The organism is uncultured Pigmentiphaga sp., assembly GCF_937950555.1.
In the GTDB taxonomy this organism is placed as follows: domain Bacteria; phylum Pseudomonadota; class Gammaproteobacteria; order Burkholderiales; family Burkholderiaceae_B; genus Pigmentiphaga.
On the sequence record NZ_CALFCW010000030.1, the window covers coordinates 151,122 to 167,562 of the forward strand.

The 16,441-nt window shown below is 65.0% G+C and carries 15 protein-coding genes; 11 read left to right on the top strand and 4 right to left on the bottom strand.

What is annotated here, in order from left to right:
• Nucleotides 1-183 precede the first annotated feature (183 nt).
• On the top strand, nt 184-585 hold the full coding sequence (locus Q0319_RS07320) for a hypothetical protein (RefSeq protein WP_296463006.1): 402 nt from the start codon (nt 184-186) through the stop codon (nt 583-585).
• On the opposite strand, the gene Q0319_RS07325 is transcribed toward Q0319_RS07320, so the two are convergent.
• A complete protein-coding gene (locus tag Q0319_RS07325; RefSeq protein ID WP_299451581.1) occupies nt 573-1,550 on the bottom strand; it encodes a threo-3-hydroxy-L-aspartate ammonia-lyase in 978 nt (325 codons plus the stop codon). The two genes, Q0319_RS07320 and Q0319_RS07325, sit on opposite strands and share 13 nt — an antisense overlap.
• A 398-nt stretch (nt 1,551-1,948) precedes the next feature.
• Between Q0319_RS07325 and Q0319_RS07330 the strand changes: the two genes are divergently transcribed.
• The 3 genes from Q0319_RS07330 to Q0319_RS07340 all read left to right on the top strand — a co-directional run bounded on the left by Q0319_RS07330 (nt 1,949) and on the right by Q0319_RS07340 (nt 5,981).
• The gene (locus Q0319_RS07330) at nt 1,949-2,671 is read left to right on the top strand and encodes a TerC family protein (RefSeq protein WP_296463002.1); all 723 of its coding nucleotides are present in this window, start codon (nt 1,949-1,951) and stop codon (nt 2,669-2,671) included.
• 166 nt (nt 2,672-2,837) lie between these two features.
• A complete protein-coding gene (locus tag Q0319_RS07335) occupies nt 2,838-4,565 on the top strand; it encodes a sulfatase-like hydrolase/transferase (protein WP_299451584.1) in 1,728 nt (575 codons plus the stop codon).
• Nucleotides 4,566-4,583: 18 nt separating this feature from the next.
• A complete protein-coding gene (locus Q0319_RS07340) occupies nt 4,584-5,981 on the top strand; it encodes an MFS transporter (RefSeq protein ID WP_296462994.1) in 1,398 nt (465 codons plus the stop codon).
• A gap of 7 nt (nt 5,982-5,988) precedes the next feature.
• Here Q0319_RS07340 and Q0319_RS07345 read toward each other — a convergent pair whose 3' ends face one another.
• Entirely contained in the window at nt 5,989-6,888 is a 900-nt protein-coding gene (locus Q0319_RS07345) for a recombination-associated protein RdgC (protein WP_296462991.1), read from the bottom strand.
• 51 nt (nt 6,889-6,939) lie between these two features.
• A complete protein-coding gene (mdtD, locus tag Q0319_RS07350) occupies nt 6,940-8,352 on the bottom strand; it encodes a multidrug transporter subunit MdtD (RefSeq protein ID WP_296462988.1) in 1,413 nt (470 codons plus the stop codon).
• 152 nt (nt 8,353-8,504) lie between these two features.
• Here mdtD and Q0319_RS07355 point away from each other — a divergent pair, with 152 nt between their 5' ends.
• The 6 genes from Q0319_RS07355 to Q0319_RS07380 all read left to right on the top strand — a co-directional run bounded on the left by Q0319_RS07355 (nt 8,505) and on the right by Q0319_RS07380 (nt 13,649).
• A complete protein-coding gene (locus tag Q0319_RS07355) occupies nt 8,505-8,726 on the top strand; it encodes a dodecin (RefSeq protein ID WP_296462985.1) in 222 nt (73 codons plus the stop codon).
• 159 nt (nt 8,727-8,885) lie between these two features.
• On the top strand, nt 8,886-9,524 hold the full coding sequence (locus Q0319_RS07360) for a PepSY-associated TM helix domain-containing protein (RefSeq protein ID WP_299451587.1): 639 nt from the start codon (nt 8,886-8,888) through the stop codon (nt 9,522-9,524).
• Nucleotides 9,525-9,537: 13 nt separating this feature from the next.
• Complete coding sequence (locus Q0319_RS07365) at nt 9,538-10,050, top strand: DUF2271 domain-containing protein (protein ID WP_296462980.1); 513 nt, start codon at nt 9,538-9,540, stop codon at nt 10,048-10,050.
• Nucleotides 10,051-10,094: 44 nt separating this feature from the next.
• Nucleotides 10,095-10,904, top strand: a complete 810-nt coding sequence (locus Q0319_RS07370; RefSeq protein WP_296462977.1) for a DUF4198 domain-containing protein — start codon at nt 10,095-10,097, stop codon at nt 10,902-10,904.
• 22 nt (nt 10,905-10,926) lie between these two features.
• Nucleotides 10,927-12,024 carry an FAD:protein FMN transferase gene (locus tag Q0319_RS07375; protein WP_296462974.1) on the top strand — a complete coding sequence of 366 codons (1,098 nt, stop codon included), beginning with the start codon at nt 10,927-10,929 and terminating at the stop codon, nt 12,022-12,024.
• Nucleotides 12,021-13,649, top strand: a complete 1,629-nt coding sequence (locus Q0319_RS07380; protein ID WP_299451589.1) for a sulfite reductase flavoprotein subunit alpha — start codon at nt 12,021-12,023, stop codon at nt 13,647-13,649. The genes Q0319_RS07375 and Q0319_RS07380 overlap by 4 nt, the downstream gene beginning before the upstream one ends.
• 19 nt (nt 13,650-13,668) lie before the next feature.
• On the opposite strand, the gene Q0319_RS07385 is transcribed toward Q0319_RS07380, so the two are convergent.
• Nucleotides 13,669-15,087: an MFS transporter gene (locus tag Q0319_RS07385; protein ID WP_296462969.1), complete on the bottom strand. Its 1,419-nt coding sequence runs from the start codon at nt 15,085-15,087 to the stop codon at nt 13,669-13,671.
• 153 nt (nt 15,088-15,240) lie between these two features.
• Between Q0319_RS07385 and Q0319_RS07390 the strand changes: the two genes are divergently transcribed.
• The gene (locus tag Q0319_RS07390) at nt 15,241-16,434 is read left to right on the top strand and encodes an MFS transporter (RefSeq protein ID WP_296462966.1); all 1,194 of its coding nucleotides are present in this window, start codon (nt 15,241-15,243) and stop codon (nt 16,432-16,434) included.
• Nucleotides 16,435-16,441 lie beyond the last annotated feature (7 nt).

Genomic DNA, 16,441 nt, shown 5'->3' on the forward strand with positions numbered 1-16,441 from the left:
CCGCCCGATCCCGGGCGGCATTTTTTTTGCGCTTGGCCATCCTCTGCCTGCCGCTTTCCGGGGCGTCCTGTCGGGGATGGCGTGTGCGTCGTCGCCGATCCGGGCAGGGAAAGCGAGCGGCACATGGTTTGGTCGCTTCGGCCGTCCATTACACTGTCGGTATCTCTTTGCCGCGGGTTCGCCGTGAAGTTTTTTGTCGATCGAGATTTGTCTTGGGAAGCGTTGGCGGGGGCGCTGGGCCTGATGTTCCTCGTGTCCAGTGCCTTGCGCGGGCCGTTGCCCGAGGGGCCGTTCAGCGCACGCGTACCGGTGCTGACGCAGTATGCCGGTGCATTTCTGGCCGCGCTGCTGATGGGGGGCGCCATCGTGCTGGTCCTGTGGGGCGTCAAGCGCCTGCGTTCGGAGCGTTACGAGACCCCGCGCCGCGACCTGGCCATCGCCGTGCTGTTGATGACGATCGTGACTTTCCGCCCGGTGCAGGCAGCATGGCCCCTGTGCCAGGGTACGGGGGCGGAGGTGGCATGCGCTGCATCAGCCGGCGTAGCAGGGCCTGCAGGCACCGAGCGCGGCGTTCATGCGGCGTAAGTCTCGCGGCCGCGGGCCAAATAGGGTGCAAGTGCGAACAAATCTACGTTGCCGCCCGAGATGATGACCCCGACGCGCTTGCCCCGGACGTCAAGCTTGCCTGATAACAGCGCTGCCGCGCCCAGCACGCCGGTAGGTTCGGGCACGAACTTCATGCGCTCCATTAGGAAGAACATGCTGCGCAACAGCTCTTCGTCGGTGACGGTCAGCATGTCGTGCACATAAGCCTGGATCAGTGGGAACGTGTACTTGCCTGCCGATGTCGTGCGTGCGCCGTCGGCGATGGTTTGCGGATTCTCCACGCTCTGCAGGGTGCCGCTGCGGAACGAGCGGGTGACGTCGTCGCCAGCGGCCGGCTCCACGCCTATGACCTTGATTCCCGGCGCGTAGCCGCTTGCGGCGATGGCCGAACCCGATAGCAGTCCACCTCCGCCGCATGGTACCAGCAGGTAGTCCAGCGGGCCGGTTGCCCGCAGCAGCTCCAGCGCCGCGGTACCCTGGCCGGCGATGACGTCCGGATGGTCGAACGGAGGAATCGTGGTCAATCTCTCGCGGGCGGCCAGTTCGGCGGCGAGGGCCTCCCGTTCTTGCGTATTGCGGTCATAGGTGACGATGCGTGCGCCATAGGCGCGGGTTGCCTCGAGCTTCACTCGCGGGGCATCGTCCGGCATCACGATGGTGGCAGCGATGCCGAGCATGCGACCGGCCAACGCGACCGCCTGGGCGTGATTGCCGGAGGAGTAGGCGACGACTCCACGCTGGCGAGCCTCGTCTGGAAGGCGGGCAAGCGCGTGATACGCGCCGCGGAACTTGAAAGCGCCCATGCGCTGAAAGTTTTCGCACTTGAAGAACACGGACGCGCCGGTTTGCGCATCGACGGTTTGCGAGGTCAGCACCGGGGTTTGGTGGGCATGGCCTGCCAGCAGCGCGGCGGCGGCCTCGACGGCATGGAAGGCGACGGACATGGCGGGCTCCAACGGAAATTCCGGCCAGGTGCGGCCGACCTGCCAAGCTTATACGAAGACGCACGCCGCAGCCGCTCGGCCAGAATGCAGGTCCGCCAAGGCATGCGCAGGGGATCCTCGGGTATCTCCCAGGGTTGACGCAGGTGGCGCCAGCGGTCACAATCGCGCCTAACGTACGCGTCGTACGTTCCTCCAAAGGGGAGTAGTTCGAGGGTCGTCCGTGGCCCTTTCGCCCGATCGTCAATACGTGGAAGCTCGCCTTCCTCCGGTCGTGCGGATCACCGCCCGGTGATCGAACAAGACCTTTGCAGCCTGGCATCAGGTGCTGCATGGGTGCTCCCGTTCCCCGTCATTCCTATGCCAGCAGAGGTGCCCGAACTTCTCTGGAGACTTCCATCGTGGAATGGCTTTCGGCTCTTGCCGCAGATATCTTTACCACTCAGTTCCTCTTCGCCTTGGCCTCGATCGTCGTGATCGACATCGTGCTGGCCGGCGACAACGCCATCGTCATCGCGCTGGCGGCGCGTAACTTGCCGCCGTCGCTGCAGAAAAAAGCCATCGTCTGGGGCACGGTGGGGGCCATCGTGGTCCGCACGCTCATGACGCTGGCGGTCGTGTGGCTGCTGAAAATTCCTGGGCTCATGCTGGTGGGCGGGCTTGCGCTGCTGTGGATCGCGTACCGCCTGTTGACCGCCGAGGACGACGATCACGGCGATGCATCTGCCAATACCAGCTTCATAGCCGCCATCAAGACCATCGTCATCGCGGATGCGGTCATGGGCGTGGACAATGTGTTGGCCGTGGCGGGCGCCGCGCATGGCAGCTTCCTGCTGGTCGTGCTGGGCCTGCTCATCAGCGTTCCCATCATGGTCTGGGGCAGCCGCCTGATACTTCGTTTGATGGAGCGCTACCCGGTGATCATTTACATCGGCGCGGGCGTGCTGGTGGTGACTGCGGTCAAGATGGTCATGGGCGAGCCTCTGGTCAAGCCTTGGTTCGAGGCGCATGCCTGGGTGCAATGGTTGCTTTATCCCGTGGCCCTGGCTGCCATCCTGGGCGGTGGACGCATGGTCGTCGGCAGCCGTGCGCGCGCGCGGGGCCCCGAATCCCGCGCCGCATGAGCTTTTCGTCGCCCATTTTGGCAGGTTGGTGCCCAATTGCCCCAGAACTGGGTTAATCTTGCGGCTGCCATCCGGGGCGGTGCCGGTTCCGCCTTTTGCATGGCGCCCGACCTATGGCGGGCGTCATCTTTTGTCGGATGCCACGGGCCCGCTTCTCTTGATACGCATGACTCTCGAATCCCTGACCTGCATGCCCCGGCCGGGGATGTTGTCCTGGCGCCACCTCGCATTCCGTGCTGCGCTCGTACTGCTGACCACCGTGTTGTTGATGCTGGACGACTGGATCCAGCAACGCTTCACTTCCTTCAACCAAGCCGATTTCGAGCTCAACTATTTCGCGGCGCTGTGCGCGTTCAACCTCGGCCTATGGCTTTGCGGCAGCCGCGTCTTCGTCTCCTGCATCTTGGCCCTCCTGGCCGGGATGGAGCTGGTGCAGCTCAGTCACATTTCTTATACCGGACGGCCGCTGGACCCTATCGTGCTGGCAGGCCTGTTTTCGGAATTCCAGGACGTCAAGCAGGTCGCGCTGGCTGAGTTCGCCGACCACGCCTATGTGCTGTTTGCCGTGTTGGGGCCTTATTTGACGGCATGGTGGCTGTTCATGAAGTTCATGCGGCCAGACCTGCGGCGCTGGCAGCGCGCGCTCGGCCTGGCGCTGGTGGCGGCGGGGCTGTTGTCCAAGCCTTACCGCGCTTCGTATCGCGACCTGAACGCGTTCCTGCCAGGACCGACGCGCAGCGGGTTGCACAACTCGCTCAATACGTTCAGTTTCTTCCTGGTCCACGACGTCCTGCGCGATTCCAAGGTCCTGCGCCACACCGCGCACGCGGCACCAGTTTCGGATGCCGCGTCGCCCATGGTCTCGCCGGTCGAGTCCGATGCCCGCCATGTCTGGCTTTTCGTCGCGGACTCGCTGCGCAGCGAGCACCTGGGCATCATGGGGTATGAGCGCGCTACCACGCCGCGGCTGGCCCGGCGCATGGAGGATGGGTTGATCGCCCGCGCGGGCGTCGCTGCAGCCGTATCTACCGCTGCCACCATGCCGCTGATGCTCAATGCCGTGCGCGAGCCGGGCCAGCTGGGCCAGATCCGGACTTTCTCGACGAATCTGTTCAGGTTCGCCAAGGAGGCAGGCTTCAAGACTTATTGGATCTCCTCGCAGGAGTCCAAGCTACTCAACGATGCGGGCAGTCCCTACATCGACGTATCGATTACGCGGGAAGATGCACCGCAGCGTTTCCGGCAACAGGGGGACGACGCCTTGTTGTCGCTGCTGGAAGAGCAAGAGTGGCCACAGAAAACCTTCGTCGTGGTCCTCTTGCGTTCGGTCCATGCGCCTTATGAGGCCAACTACCAGCACGCCCGCGAGCATTACGCCCGCTGGCCGGACGACCCGAGCCTGCCGCGCGAGGTGCGCGGGCGCAATGCCTACGACAATGCGGTGCTTTACCTGGATTCGCTGCTCGACCGGATGATGGCTAAGTTCGACAAGCTGCCCGGCCCGCGTCATCTCGTCATCACCGGCGACCACGGCCAACTCCTGGGGACGAGGGGAATGTGGGGGCACAACGTCCTGGAGCCGGAGGTGGCGGATGTGCCGGTCCTGATCTGGAGCCGTGACGCGTCTTCCTCCGTTTCCGAGCCACTGGCGCGGCGGCGCTGGGTCAGCCACTTCGACATGGCCCGGTGGATCGCAGGACTCCTGGGCCGGGACATCAGGTACCCGTCCGCCGTCGAAGGCGTGCATTACGTGCAGGGCAAGAATCTTTACGGCGCCAATACCTTCATGGAAGTCCACGAGGGGTTGACGCTCGAATTCTCGGACGTCGTTTCGGTGGGGCATAGCTTGCCGGTTCGCCCGCGCGATCCGGCCCGCTCACTGGTGGCACGCTGAGCGCTCCATGGCTCGTTCATGTCTTCCGTCAATCAAGACTCTTCCCCTTTCGAGCTGGTGACAGGCCGCAACGCGCTGCGTTCGCTGGCGTTGGCCGGCGGCGTGGCGCTGCACGCGATCAATGTATACGTGGCCACGACCATCATGCCCACTATCGTCCAAAGCATAGGCGGGTTGACCTACTATGCTTGGAATACTACGTTGTTCGTGGTCGCCTCCATCCTCGGGTCGGCGTCATCCTACCGGCTCATCGATCGCCTGGGCCCGCGGCGCGCTTATCTCTACGCGCTGATGGTGTTTTGCACTGGTTCCCTGGCCTGCGCCAGTGCTCCGGCCATGTGGTGGCTGTTGATCGGGCGCACGGTGCAAGGCTTGGCCGGCGGCGTATTGCTCGCACTCTCTTACGCGCTGATTCGCATGGTCTATGAGCCGAGGCTGTGGCCCCGGGCCTTGGCATTCGTGTCGGCCATGTGGGGTGTTGCGACCTTGTCCGGGCCTGCCGTGGGCGGGCTATTCGCCACGCTGGGCTGGTGGCGACCCGCCTTCCTGTCGTTATTGCCCGTTGCCGCCGGGCTAGCGGCGCTCGTGGGGCGCCTGGTTCCGGCAGGCGCCCCGGAGTCCCCGTCCGGTGGGGGCGTTCCGTGGGCCAAGCTGGGAATGCTGGCGTGCTCCGTCCTCGCCATTTCCATAGGCAGCCTTTCGACGCAGCTGAGCTGGCATGTCGCCGGGGTGGCGGCCGGCCTGGCGCTGGCGGCGTGGATGTCGGTGATCGACAGGCGCGGTGCACCGAGGCTGATGCCCACGGGCGCTTATTCGACGCGTAGTGTCCTGGGGGCCAGTTATCTGACGATGGCGATGCTCGTCGTCGGGCTGACCAGCGAGATCTTCGTTCCGTATTTTCTGCAGGCAATACACGGTCGTTCGCCGCTGGTCGCCGGTTATCTGACGGCTGTCATGGCGGGAGGCTGGACGCTCGCTGCCTTGCTGTTTTCCGGTCGTACTGGCGTGGCGGTCATCCGTCTCGTGCAGGGCGGGCCCGTCGTGACGACGGTGGGGCTGGCCGCGTTGGCGCTCCTCATGCCGCATCCGGCGGGCGCCATGGCTTTCGCGGTGCTGTGTGCGGCGCTGCTCGCGGTAGGTTTCGGCATAGGCATGTGCTGGTCCCACCTCGTTACGCGCGTGTTCCGCTCAGCGCCCGCCGGCGAAGAGAACCTCGCCTCCGGAGCGGTCACGACTCTGCAGCTGTATGCCATCGCGCTGGGCGCCGCGCTTGCCGGGATGGTGGCCAATGCCGGGGGCCTGGCCGAGCCGGGTGGCCTGGAGGGCGCCCGCTCGGCGTCGGCCTGGCTATTCGGATCCTTCGCGCTTGCCCCCGCTTTGGCGGTCTGGAGCGCCAGGCGGGCGATGCGGGCTTGACCGGAGATCAGGCCTTCTCGCCTCCGAGCGCGTCCACGATGTCGGCGATGAGCTTGGCCAATTCACCGGACATGAGGGCGAAGTCGGCCTCGAAACGTTCGGCGTCATCCTGCGCCTGCACATCCGCGTTTTCTTTCAGGACGTCGAGTGGCGCGATTCGCTTGATGGCCAGGGACTCGGTCAGCACGAAGGAAACGCGATCAGCCCAGGTCATCGCCAGCCGGGTGCATTGCTTGCCGGACTCGATGTGGCGCCGCACGTCTTCCGCCTCCACTGACTGACGCACGTAGCGTACGGTCGCGCGCCCTTCGCCGGTAGAGCGCAGTTCGGTGTCTTGGTCGATGGTGAAATTGGCCGGCGCCTCGCCGCTCGCCAACCAGTCCGTCATGGCCGCGGCGGGCGAGGTCTGGACGTGCAGGCCTGCCAGCGGAAATTTGTCGATGGCCCGGTTCAGGAGCTGCAGCAGCTCATCGCAGCGGGCCGACGAGGAGGCATCGATGCACAGCCAGCCATTGCGCGTGTCGATCCAGGCGCGTGTGTCGCGCAGGATGCTGAATGCGCGGGGCAGCAGTGTTTCCCGCACACTCTCCTTGATTTCCTTCATCTGCTTGCGCCCGGGCTTGAAACCCTGCTGTTCTTCGATTTCCTGGGCCTTGGCCTTGGCCACCTGGTTTACTACCGTGGCGGGCAGCAGCTTCTTCTCGGTGCGCAGCGTGATCAGCAATTGTCCGCCCACGCCGTGCGCCAGCATGCTGCCGTTTTCAAGCGGGGGCGCCCAGCCTTGGGTCTGCAGCTCCAGGCTCGATCCAGGGGAAAAGGCGTGCGGCCGGAGTAGTTCGTCCAGCCGCTCGGGCGACATGGGCCAGGGGGCAGGAAGGCGATAGATTTGCAGATTCTTGAACCACATGGCGGACCGGGCAAAAGGGTCGATTCTATACGACCCTTGGGGCCGCATTCTTTAGCCCAGGTCCAGCGAATCGTCTTTCTTGGTTTCGCGCGGCACGTCCGGCGAGAGTTGCCAGAATATCCACGCCGATGCCGCTGTGAGCAGGCCTATGCAAATGAAGGTCGCGTGGAAAGCAGAGAGCGTGTCAGTGGGGCTACCCTGGTCGATGAGGCGGCTGAAGGCGTCCAGGATGCCACCGGCCACGGTCGCGCTCAGGCTGATGCCGAGCATTTGCATCATCGAAAGGAGGCTGTTGCCGCTGCTCGCGCCCTGCTGACCCAGGTCTTTGAGCGTCAAGGTGTTCATGGCCGTGAATTGGAGGGAATTGACGCCGCCGAAGAAAGCCATCATCAGCACCTGCGTCCAGACCGGATGAGACGGCGTGATCAGGGAAAAGCTTGCGATCGTCAATCCGACCAACACCGTGTTCACCACGAGCACGTGGCGGTAGCCGTAGCGGTTGATGAGCGAGGTGGCAATGCGCTTGCTCATCATTCCGGCCGCCGCGACCGGCAGCATCATGAGGCCGGCATGCGTGGGCGAGTAACCCAGGCTGACCTGCAGCAGCAAGGGCAGGAGAAACGGCATGCCGCTGCTGCCCAGACGCGCGAAGAGGCTGCCGAGCAGGCCGATGGAGAAGGTATGGATCCGGAATAGGGCCGGGGAGAACAGCGGGTTGGCCTGGCGCGTCGCGCGGATCCAGTAGGTGACGATGCTGATGAGCCCGAACACCAGCATCAGCACGATAGGGGCATGGCTCATCGCCCGGTGCGACAGCCCATCGAGGGCAAGTGATATGGCCGCCATGCCGAAGGCCAGCAAGCCGTACCCGACACCGTCGAACGGCGCGCGCTCGTCATTGCGTTTGTCGATCAGGTAAGTGCGCGTGGCGATGGCGCCAACGATGCCGACGGGAATGTTGATCAGGAACACCCAGTGCCAGGAGAGCTGCTCGGAAAGCCACCCTCCCAGGACGGGGCCGATCATGGGGCCGACCATGGCCGGAATCGCGACGAAGCTTAGCGCGGGGAGCAGGCGATGCTGCGGAAAGCTGCGCAAGATGGTGAGACGGCCGACGGGCATCAGCATGGCGCCTCCGGCTCCCTGGATGACTCGCGACGCGACAAGCTGGCCGAGGCTCTGTGAGGCTGCACACAGCAGCGAGCCGAGGGTGAAGAATACGATGGCGGTGAAGTAGACCTTGCGCGTCCCGAAGCGGTCCGCGAGCCAACCGGAAGCCGGAATCAGCACGGCCATGGTCAGGGCGTACGAAATCACCACCGACTGCATCCGCAGCGGACTCTCCCCCAGGCTCTGGGCCATGGCTGGCAGCGCGGTATTGACGATGGTGGTATCCAGCGTCTGCATGAAAAGGCCAATGGCCACCAGCCAGAGGGTGACGTTGAGCGTCTTTTTCGTTTCCACGGGTATGCGCCGGTCTAGGCCCTTCAGGGAGTGGCATAAGCATAGCGTGATTCCCCGGCCAGGCGCCCCGGGAGGGAGTCGGCCACGCCCGGCGCACGTGGCACGGGCATGCTCCTTGCTGGCCGCGAGGGTTCCCCAGCTAGGAGACGACGATGTCGGCACACGTATATAAGCAGCTTGAATTGGTCGGTTCTTCCACGACGTCCAGCGACGATGCCATCCGCAATGCCGTGGACCGGGCGGCCAGCACGATGCGCCACCTGGAGTGGTTCGAGGTCACGCAAATGCGGGGACACATCGAGGACGGGAAAGTTGCGCATTGGCAGGTTTGCCTGAAAGTCGGCGTGCGCTTGGAAGATGCCAAAGACAAGTGAGGCAGGGCGGCGCGGTCGCGGGCGGCCGTGCCAGCTCGTCCTCCCAGCCTGGCTCGGACGCCCTGGCCGCTCGCGAAATAGTGTGGTGGAAGCAGTGCTTGAGAATTGTTATCATTCATAATTGGATCAATTCTCTAGCAGTGCTGCGCACCGCTTCGTATGGACAAATCGTCGGATCGCTTTCTGGAACAGAAGCGTCGCTCATTCTGGTTAAAGCATCTGCATCAGTGGCACTGGATCAGTTCGGCGATTTGTCTGGTAGGCATGCTCTTGTTTGCCGCCACCGGCATCACGCTCAATCACGCCGCCCAGATCGAGGCGCGCCCGCACGTCGTTTCCAAAGAAGGGCAATTGCCGCCCGACCTCATCCGCGAGCTGGAGCAGGGGGGCGGAGCGGAGAAGGCGCCGTTGCCTGCAGCGGTTCGGCAATGGTTGCGTAGCGAATTTTCCGTCCCGGTAGGCGAGCAGCCAGCGGAATGGTCTGCGGACGAAATCTATCTTTCTCTTCCCCGGCCGGGTGGCGACGCCTGGCTGAGCGTCGACTTGCCCGATGGCGCCGTGCGTTACGAGAGCACCGACCGCGGGTGGATTTCCTACTTCAATGATTTGCACAAGGGGCGCAACACCGGCGAAGCCTGGAAGTGGTTTATCGACGTTTTTGCGATCGCCTGCCTCGTTTTTTGCGTGACGGGCTTTTTCCTGCTGCATATGCACGCGCGCAACCGGCCAGTCACCTGGCCCATGGTGGCGCTAGGCGTGGCCGTACCCTTGTTCCTGGCCCTCGTTTTCATCCACTGAAGAGGTTTTGTCTATGCGTACGCTGATCCCGGCAGCCGTCACCGGGCTGCTGGTCGGGCAGGCCCAAGCTGCCGATATGGCAGTCCGGATCGAGATTCCGCGGCTGAACGTCGCGGAGTACCACCGTCCTTACGTGGCGGTATGGATCGAAGGTCCGGACCAGAAGGTGGCCGCCAATTTGGCCGTTTGGTATGACCTCAAGCTCAAGAACGACGAGGGCACCAAATGGCTCAAGGATTTGCGCCAGTGGTGGCGTCGCAGCGGACGGGAGTTGACCATGCCCGTGGATGGCGTCAGTGGCGCGACGAGGCCGGTCGGCGAGCATCAATTGTCGTTTAGCGAGGGCAAGGCGCCGCTCGGCAAGCTGGCCGAGGGGAAATACGAGCTCGTGGTCGAAGCCGCGCGCGAAGTCGGCGGCCGTGAACTGCTGCGCATCCCGTTCCACTGGCCGCCCAAGGGTCCAGAGCAGGCGGAAGCGCGCGGGCAGCACGAGCTCGGTCGGGTCGCGCTGCAAATCAAGCCCTGATCGAACCCTATCCGAGTCCTCATGGTTTCAAAACAGGAAAGAAGATGAAGAAATCCTTGAAGTGGGTGGCACTGGCCCTTGCGTTCAGTCTTCCACTGTCGGTACAGGCGCACCGGATGTGGATGCTGCCTTCCGCGACCGTGCTGTCGGGGGCGGATCCGTGGGTGACGGTGGATGCCGCGGTATCGAACGACTTGTTCTATTTCGAGCACTTCCCCCTGCAACTGCACAACCTGACGGTCACTGCGCCCGACGGCACGCCGGCCAAGGCCGAGAACCAGTCGACCGGCCGTTATCGCAGCACCTTCGACGTACACCTGACGCAGCCGGGGACGTATAGGCTGGCCGTGGTCAATTCGGGGCTGTTCGCTTCCTACAAGGAAGATGGCAAACCGAAGCGTTGGCGCGGCTCCCCGGAAAAGTTCGCCCAGGATGTGCCGGCCAACGCCCAGGATTTGCGGGTGACCCAAACACAAGGTCGAGTCGAGACTTTCGTGACCGTCGGCAAGCCCACCGATACGGCGTTGCGTCCCACTGGCCAAGGGCTGGAACTGGCCCCCGTCACGCACCCGAACGACTTGTTCGCCAAGGAAACCGCAACCTTCCAACTGCTGCTCGACGGCAAGCCGGCTGCCGGCATCGAAGTGTCCATCGTGCCGGGTGGCATTCGCTACCGCGACCAGCTGAACGAAATCAAGACGAAAACCGACGCGGAAGGGAAGTTTTCCGTGACGTGGCCGGCTCCCGGCATGTATTGGATGGAAGCCGAGGTTCGCGACGACAAGGCCTCGTTCAGTGCGGCCAAGGAGCGGCGAGCGACTTACGTGGCGACGTTCGAGGTGCTGCCTGAATAATCCGCTTGTGGCGTACGTCCCCATGCGGGCCAAACGACAGGAGGGCGCGAGCGAGGGAAGCGGGGCGGGGGCACGCGCGCCCTCGACGCCCGCGCCGCCGCACGGCTCCCAAGACGCCGCGCCGCGCGTGCTCATCCCCCCGGCCTTGTCCCAGGAGGCGCTGAGGCTGCCAGCGGCGCACGCGCGCGTGCGCACGATGGGCGGCCTGACGATGGGGACGGGCTGGTCGGCCAAGTTCGTCGCCGGCGGCTCGCCGCCGGCGGATCTGGAAGCGCTCGTGCTGGCAGAGCTCGATCTCGTCATCGAGCAGATGAGCACATGGCGCGAAGATTCCCATTTGAGCCGTTTCAATGCTGCGCCGGCCGATTCGTGGCAGGTGCTGCCGGAGGCGCTGTTCGTCGTTCTTGAGCACGCGATGCACGTTGCGCGTGAAAGCGGTGGGGCCTACGACCCGACCGTCGGTCCGCTGGTCAACCTCTGGGGATTCGGCCCGCAGGGCGCGCGGGGCCGCCCGTCCCATGCAGAGGTGGCCGCCTTGCGGGCGCGCGTAGGCTGGCATCGCATCGAGCTAGACGCTTCCCGCAAGCGGGCGCGCCAGCCCGGAGGCGCATATGTCGACCTGTCCGGCATCGCCAAGGGGTACGCCGTGGATGCGGTTGGCCGCGCATTGCGGCGTGCTGGGGTGACGAGTTATTTGGTGGAGATCGGGGGCGAGCTGTACGGCCATGGCGTCAAGCCGGATGGCCAGCCCTGGTGGGTCGATCTGGAGCGTCCCCCGGATGCGGGGGAGGCGCTGCCCCTCACACGGGTCGCGTTGCATGGATTGGCGGTCGCCACCTCGGGTGATTACCGCCGCTATGCGGCCGACGGCCGCGGCGAATACAGCCACACCATCGATCCGCGCACCGGGCGGCCGATCGACAACGGCGTGGCGTCCGTGACGGTGCTGCATCCGGAATGCATGGTTGCCGACGCCATGGCCACGGCCCTCACGGTCATGGGGCCCGAGGAGGGCTTGGCCTGGGCTTCGCGGCGGGGCTTGGCCGCCTATATCGCGTGGCGCGCCGCAGGCGGCTACCAGGAAGCGATGACGCCCAATTTCGCGGCGATGATGGAATGAATGGGATATTTCGCCAAAGGTGGCATGCCACTGCCGCTGCCGCGGCGACGTTGTTGACGCTGACCGCATTGATCGTGGTCATCGGCACCGGCCGACCCGTCGAGCCGGAGGTCCGGCGGATCGTCGCGGGAGCGCTCGTGGCGGCCTGCTATGTTCTGTTTTGCTTCTGGGTTGCCGCGCGTCACCGCGGAGCGGCGGCTCCTGTTCCTTTACCTTGGGCGCCGGATGCGTTGCTGGTGGCGTATGCCAGCCAGACCGGCTTTGCGGAGCAGATCGCGCGCCGAAGTGCGCGTGCGCTCGAGGCTGCCGGGGTACCTGTGTGCCTGGCGAGCCTGGGGGAACTGGGCGGACCGGCCCTGCAGCGCTTCCGCAAGGCGTTGTTCGTGGTCAGTACGACCGGCGAGGGCGATGTCCCCGACAGTGCAGCGAGGTTTGCGCGCAAGACTCTTTCCGGGAACCTGCCCCTGCCGAACCTGACATACGGCGTCCTGGCGTTGGGCGACAGCAGCTACAGGGAATACTGTGCCTTCGGCAAACTGCTGGCTGCCTGGCTGCACAGGCAGGGCGCCGAGCCGATGTTCGACACCCTCTGCGTGGACGACGGGGACGCGGGTGCGCTGCGGCACTGGCAGCATTACTTGAGCGTGTTGGGTGCGAGCGTGGAAATGGAGGACTGGGCTCCGCCTAGCTATCAGGCGTGGACGCTGACCGGGCGCCGCCTGCTGAACCCGGGCAGCCCAGGCGGGCCAGCGTACCATGTGTGCCTGTCGCCCGCTTCCGGCAGCAAAGCCGAGTGGATGGCGGGCGACATCGCAGAGGTTGGGCCGCGCAATGATCCAATGGCGGTCGAGGCGTTCCTGCGCGAGCTTGGCATGGACGGAGGGCAGAAAGTGGCCAGCAGCCAGGAAGGCGAGCAGCCGCTGCGCGAGGCGCTGGCCGACCGCCTGCTACCCCACGATGCGGCCGGGCTCGCCGCGCTGCGCGGTTTGCCGGCCGACCGGCTCGTCGATGCCCTGCCTGCCATTCCCCATCGCGAGTATTCCATCGCGTCGCTCCCTTCGGACGGAAGCCTGGAGCTGCTGGTGCGCCAGGTGCGATATCCGGACGGCAGGCTCGGGTTGGGGTCTGGCTGGCTGACCGGGCATGCGGAGCTGGGCGCATCCATAGCCGTCAGGCTGCGCAGCAATGGAGGTTTTCATCCTCCCCCCCCGAGTCGTCCCTTGATCCTGATCGGCAATGGCACGGGCATGGCAGGGCTGCGCGCTCACCTGAAGGCGCGGGTGGCGGCGGGCGCTGGGCGCAATTGGCTTTTGTTCGGCGAACGCACGCCGGGCGCGGATTTTTTCTTTCGCGACGAAATCGAGGCTTGGCGCGCCGGAGGCTTGTTGACCCGAGTGGATTTGGCTTTTTCCCGGGAGCCGGGCTGGCCCCGCTATGTGCAAGACTGCCTGCGGGGCGCCGAACCCGAGCTCGCCGCCTGGGTCGAGCAGGGGGCTGCCATCTATGTCTGCGGCAGCCTGCAGGGCATGGCCGCGGGCGTCGGCGCCGAGCTGGAGCGCATCCTGGGCCGTGACCGCCTCGACGAACTGGCCGAGCAGGGGCGTTATCGGCGCGACGTGTATTGATTCGCCACAAACGGATCCGTCAGGTCCGCTCGCTGGCTCCCTTATGGCCGCTGACTTCCGCACCGGCGTCGCGGCGCAGCCGCGTGAAGCTGAGCAGCGCGCTCAAGGCCAGCAGGGCGACGAGCATGAATGCGATGCGGAAATCGCCAACCTGGTATGACCCATCCCCCGCGCCTCGCGCCGCGGCAGCCGCGTGGAGCGCGACGGCACCGACCGCGATGCCCAGTCCCATCGACATTTGCTGCGTCGTGCTGAACAAGGTGTTGGCCGTGCTCATTTGCGGTTGGGGTACTTCGGCGAAAGCCATCGTCGTCAGCCCGGTGAACTGCATGGAGCGGGTCATGCCGCACACCAGCATGATGAGCACGATGAGCGGCACGGGTGTTTCCCGCGACAGCGCGGCACATAGGGCGATGGACGCCGCGGCCAGTGCCCCGTTGAATACCAGTACGTTCCGGAAGCCAAAGCGCCGCAGTGCTTGCGTCGTGCCCAACTTCATGCCCAGGTTGCCCAGCATGCTCGCCAGATACAGCATGCCGGCCTCGAAGGCGTTCAGTCCGAAGCCCACCTGAAACAGGAGCGGCAGCAGGAAGGGCATGGCGCTGATGGCCGTGCGGGAAATGGTGCCTCCTATCATGACGGAGCGGAACGAGGCCACGCCCATGACGGTCGGGTCGATCAGCGGATGCGGATGGCGGCGCAGGTGCAGCGCGAGCGCGATTCCGAGCATGACGCTGGCGGCGATCAACCCGGCAGACAGTAGCCAACGACCACCGTATCCCAGCATTTCGACGCCTACCATGAGCGCACTCAACGCCAGCCCGCAGAGGGCAAAGCCGACTGTGTCGAGCGGTCGCCGCGGCTGCGGCGGTGACTCGGGGACGTAAACGCGTATCAGGAAAATGCCCGCTATGCCGAATGGCACGTTCAGCAGAAAAATCCATTGCCAGCTCAAATACGTAGCCAGAAAGCCGCCCAGCGGCGGCCCAATGACAGGAGCAATCAGTCCCGGCCAGACGATGAACGCCATGGCGCGGACTAGATCCTCCTTGCCCGTATTGCGCAGGACCGCCAGCCTGCCGACCGGGACCATCATCGCGCCGGCCATGCCTTGGAAGATCCGGGCCGCGGTGAATTGGACGACGCTGGTGCTGAGGGCGCACAGCACCGAGGCCAGGGTGAAGGCAGCGACGGCCCAGGCGAACACGCGGCGGGTGCCCAGCCTGTCCGCGACCCAGCCGCTGACCGGGATGAATACGGCCAGCGTCACCAAGTACGACGTCATCCCGATGCTGAGGTGGACGGGGTTGGTGCCGAAAGTCGCCGCCATCTGCGGCAGTGCAGTGGCAATGACGGTGCCGTCCAGCGTCTCCATGAAGAAGGCGGCGGCGACGATGAGCCAGATGACGTTGAGTTTCTTCGGCTGGGCAGTGGTCATGAAACGGCGCTGGGCATCCGTGCCGGAAAGCGCGCGGGCAGTATATCGCCTCTGTTACAGGCTGGCGGGATCATCGTCCGGTCTCCCCGCGGCGCAAATCACCTAGAATCACGAAAGACCAAGAACCCAGGCCCCCGCGGCGACAAGCAGAACATGCAAGAACGGACAGATAGCACGGTGCGGCGCAACGCGCTCGTGCTCAGTTGTGCGCAAGTGCTGGGCGGGGCCAATCCGGCCATCGTCATTTCCCTGGGCGGCCTCGTGGGCCAAATGCTTGCGGAAGACAAAGCGCTGGCAACCTTGCCGGTCAGCCTCTACAACCTCGGGGTCGCCTTGGGCACTGTTCCTGCAGCGATGTTGATGCGCCGATACGGTCGCCGCGCGGCGTACATGCTGGGGGCCGCCATCGGGGCCGTGGCGGGCTTGCTGGGGGCCCACGGCATTGCGTCGGGGGTGTTCGCACTCTTTTGCCTGGCCACCGCAATTGCGGGCATCTATGGCGCCTGCGTGCAAAGTTATCGCTTCGGGGCCACCGACGGGGCCGATCCCGCCTTTCGTCCGCGCGCGATTTCGTGGGTCATGGTCGGCGGCCTCGTGGGGGCGGTCGTCGGTCCTCAGACCGTCATCTGGACGCGCGACGCCGTCGCCGGCATGCCTTTCGCCGGGAGTTTCCTCGGGCAGGCCGTGCTGGCCTTGCTTTCGATTCCCATCCTGATGATGTTGCGGGGGACCGTCAAGCCGGCGGCCGAGCGCAGCGGGGGGCGGCCGCTTCTCGAGATCGTGTCGTCGGGCCGCTTCGTCGTGGCCGTGATGGCTGGCATCGTGTCGTTCGGGATGATGAGCTTCGTCATGACCGCGGCCCCGATCGCGATGGTCGCCTGCGGGCATACGGTCGGCCAGGCCGCGCTGGGCATTCAATGGCATGTGCTCGCGATGTTCGCGCCGAGTTTCTTCACCGGGCGCCTGATCAACCGTTACGGGAAGGAGCGCGTGACCATGGCGGGGCTGGTGCTGATGGCGGTATCGGGCACGGTCGCGCTGTCTGGCCTCTCCGTGGCGCACTTCTGGCTGTCCCTGGTGTTCCTTGGCGTGGGATGGAACCTCGGGTTCATTGGCGCGACGGCCATGGTCACCGATTGCTACCGGCCTGAGGAGCGGACCAAAGTCCAGGCCTTCAACGATCTGCTGGTGTTCGGGTCGGTTGCCCTTGCGTCGTTTTCTTCCGGCAAGCTGTTCAATGCCGCGGGTTGGGAAACCATCAATTGGCTGCTGTATCCGGCGGTGGCCGTGGTGCTGGTTCCATTGCTTTGGCAGTGGGGACGCTCCGCACGCGGCCAGGCTGCCTGACAGGCCG

What these genes read in the sequence shown, in the direction of transcription:
- Q0319_RS07325 (WP_299451581.1), bottom strand. Translation starts at nt 1,550, where the DNA reads ATGTCCGTCGCCTTCCATGCCGTCGAGGCCGCCGCCGCGCTGCTGGCA.
- Q0319_RS07335 (WP_299451584.1), top strand. Translation starts at nt 2,838, where the DNA reads ATGACTCTCGAATCCCTGACCTGCATGCCCCGGCCGGGGATGTTGTCC.
- Q0319_RS07340 (WP_296462994.1), top strand. Translation starts at nt 4,584, where the DNA reads ATGTCTTCCGTCAATCAAGACTCTTCCCCTTTCGAGCTGGTGACAGGC.
- Q0319_RS07345 (WP_296462991.1), bottom strand. Translation starts at nt 6,888, where the DNA reads ATGTGGTTCAAGAATCTGCAAATCTATCGCCTTCCTGCCCCCTGGCCC.
- Q0319_RS07355 (WP_296462985.1), top strand. Translation starts at nt 8,505, where the DNA reads ATGTCGGCACACGTATATAAGCAGCTTGAATTGGTCGGTTCTTCCACG.
- Q0319_RS07360 (WP_299451587.1), top strand. Translation starts at nt 8,886, where the DNA reads ATGGACAAATCGTCGGATCGCTTTCTGGAACAGAAGCGTCGCTCATTC.
- Q0319_RS07365 (WP_296462980.1), top strand. Translation starts at nt 9,538, where the DNA reads ATGCGTACGCTGATCCCGGCAGCCGTCACCGGGCTGCTGGTCGGGCAG.
- Q0319_RS07370 (WP_296462977.1), top strand. Translation starts at nt 10,095, where the DNA reads ATGAAGAAATCCTTGAAGTGGGTGGCACTGGCCCTTGCGTTCAGTCTT.
- Q0319_RS07375 (WP_296462974.1), top strand. Translation starts at nt 10,927, where the DNA reads ATGCGGGCCAAACGACAGGAGGGCGCGAGCGAGGGAAGCGGGGCGGGG.
- Q0319_RS07380 (WP_299451589.1), top strand. Translation starts at nt 12,021, where the DNA reads ATGAATGGGATATTTCGCCAAAGGTGGCATGCCACTGCCGCTGCCGCG.
- Q0319_RS07385 (WP_296462969.1), bottom strand. Translation starts at nt 15,087, where the DNA reads ATGACCACTGCCCAGCCGAAGAAACTCAACGTCATCTGGCTCATCGTC.
- Q0319_RS07390 (WP_296462966.1), top strand. Translation starts at nt 15,241, where the DNA reads ATGCAAGAACGGACAGATAGCACGGTGCGGCGCAACGCGCTCGTGCTC.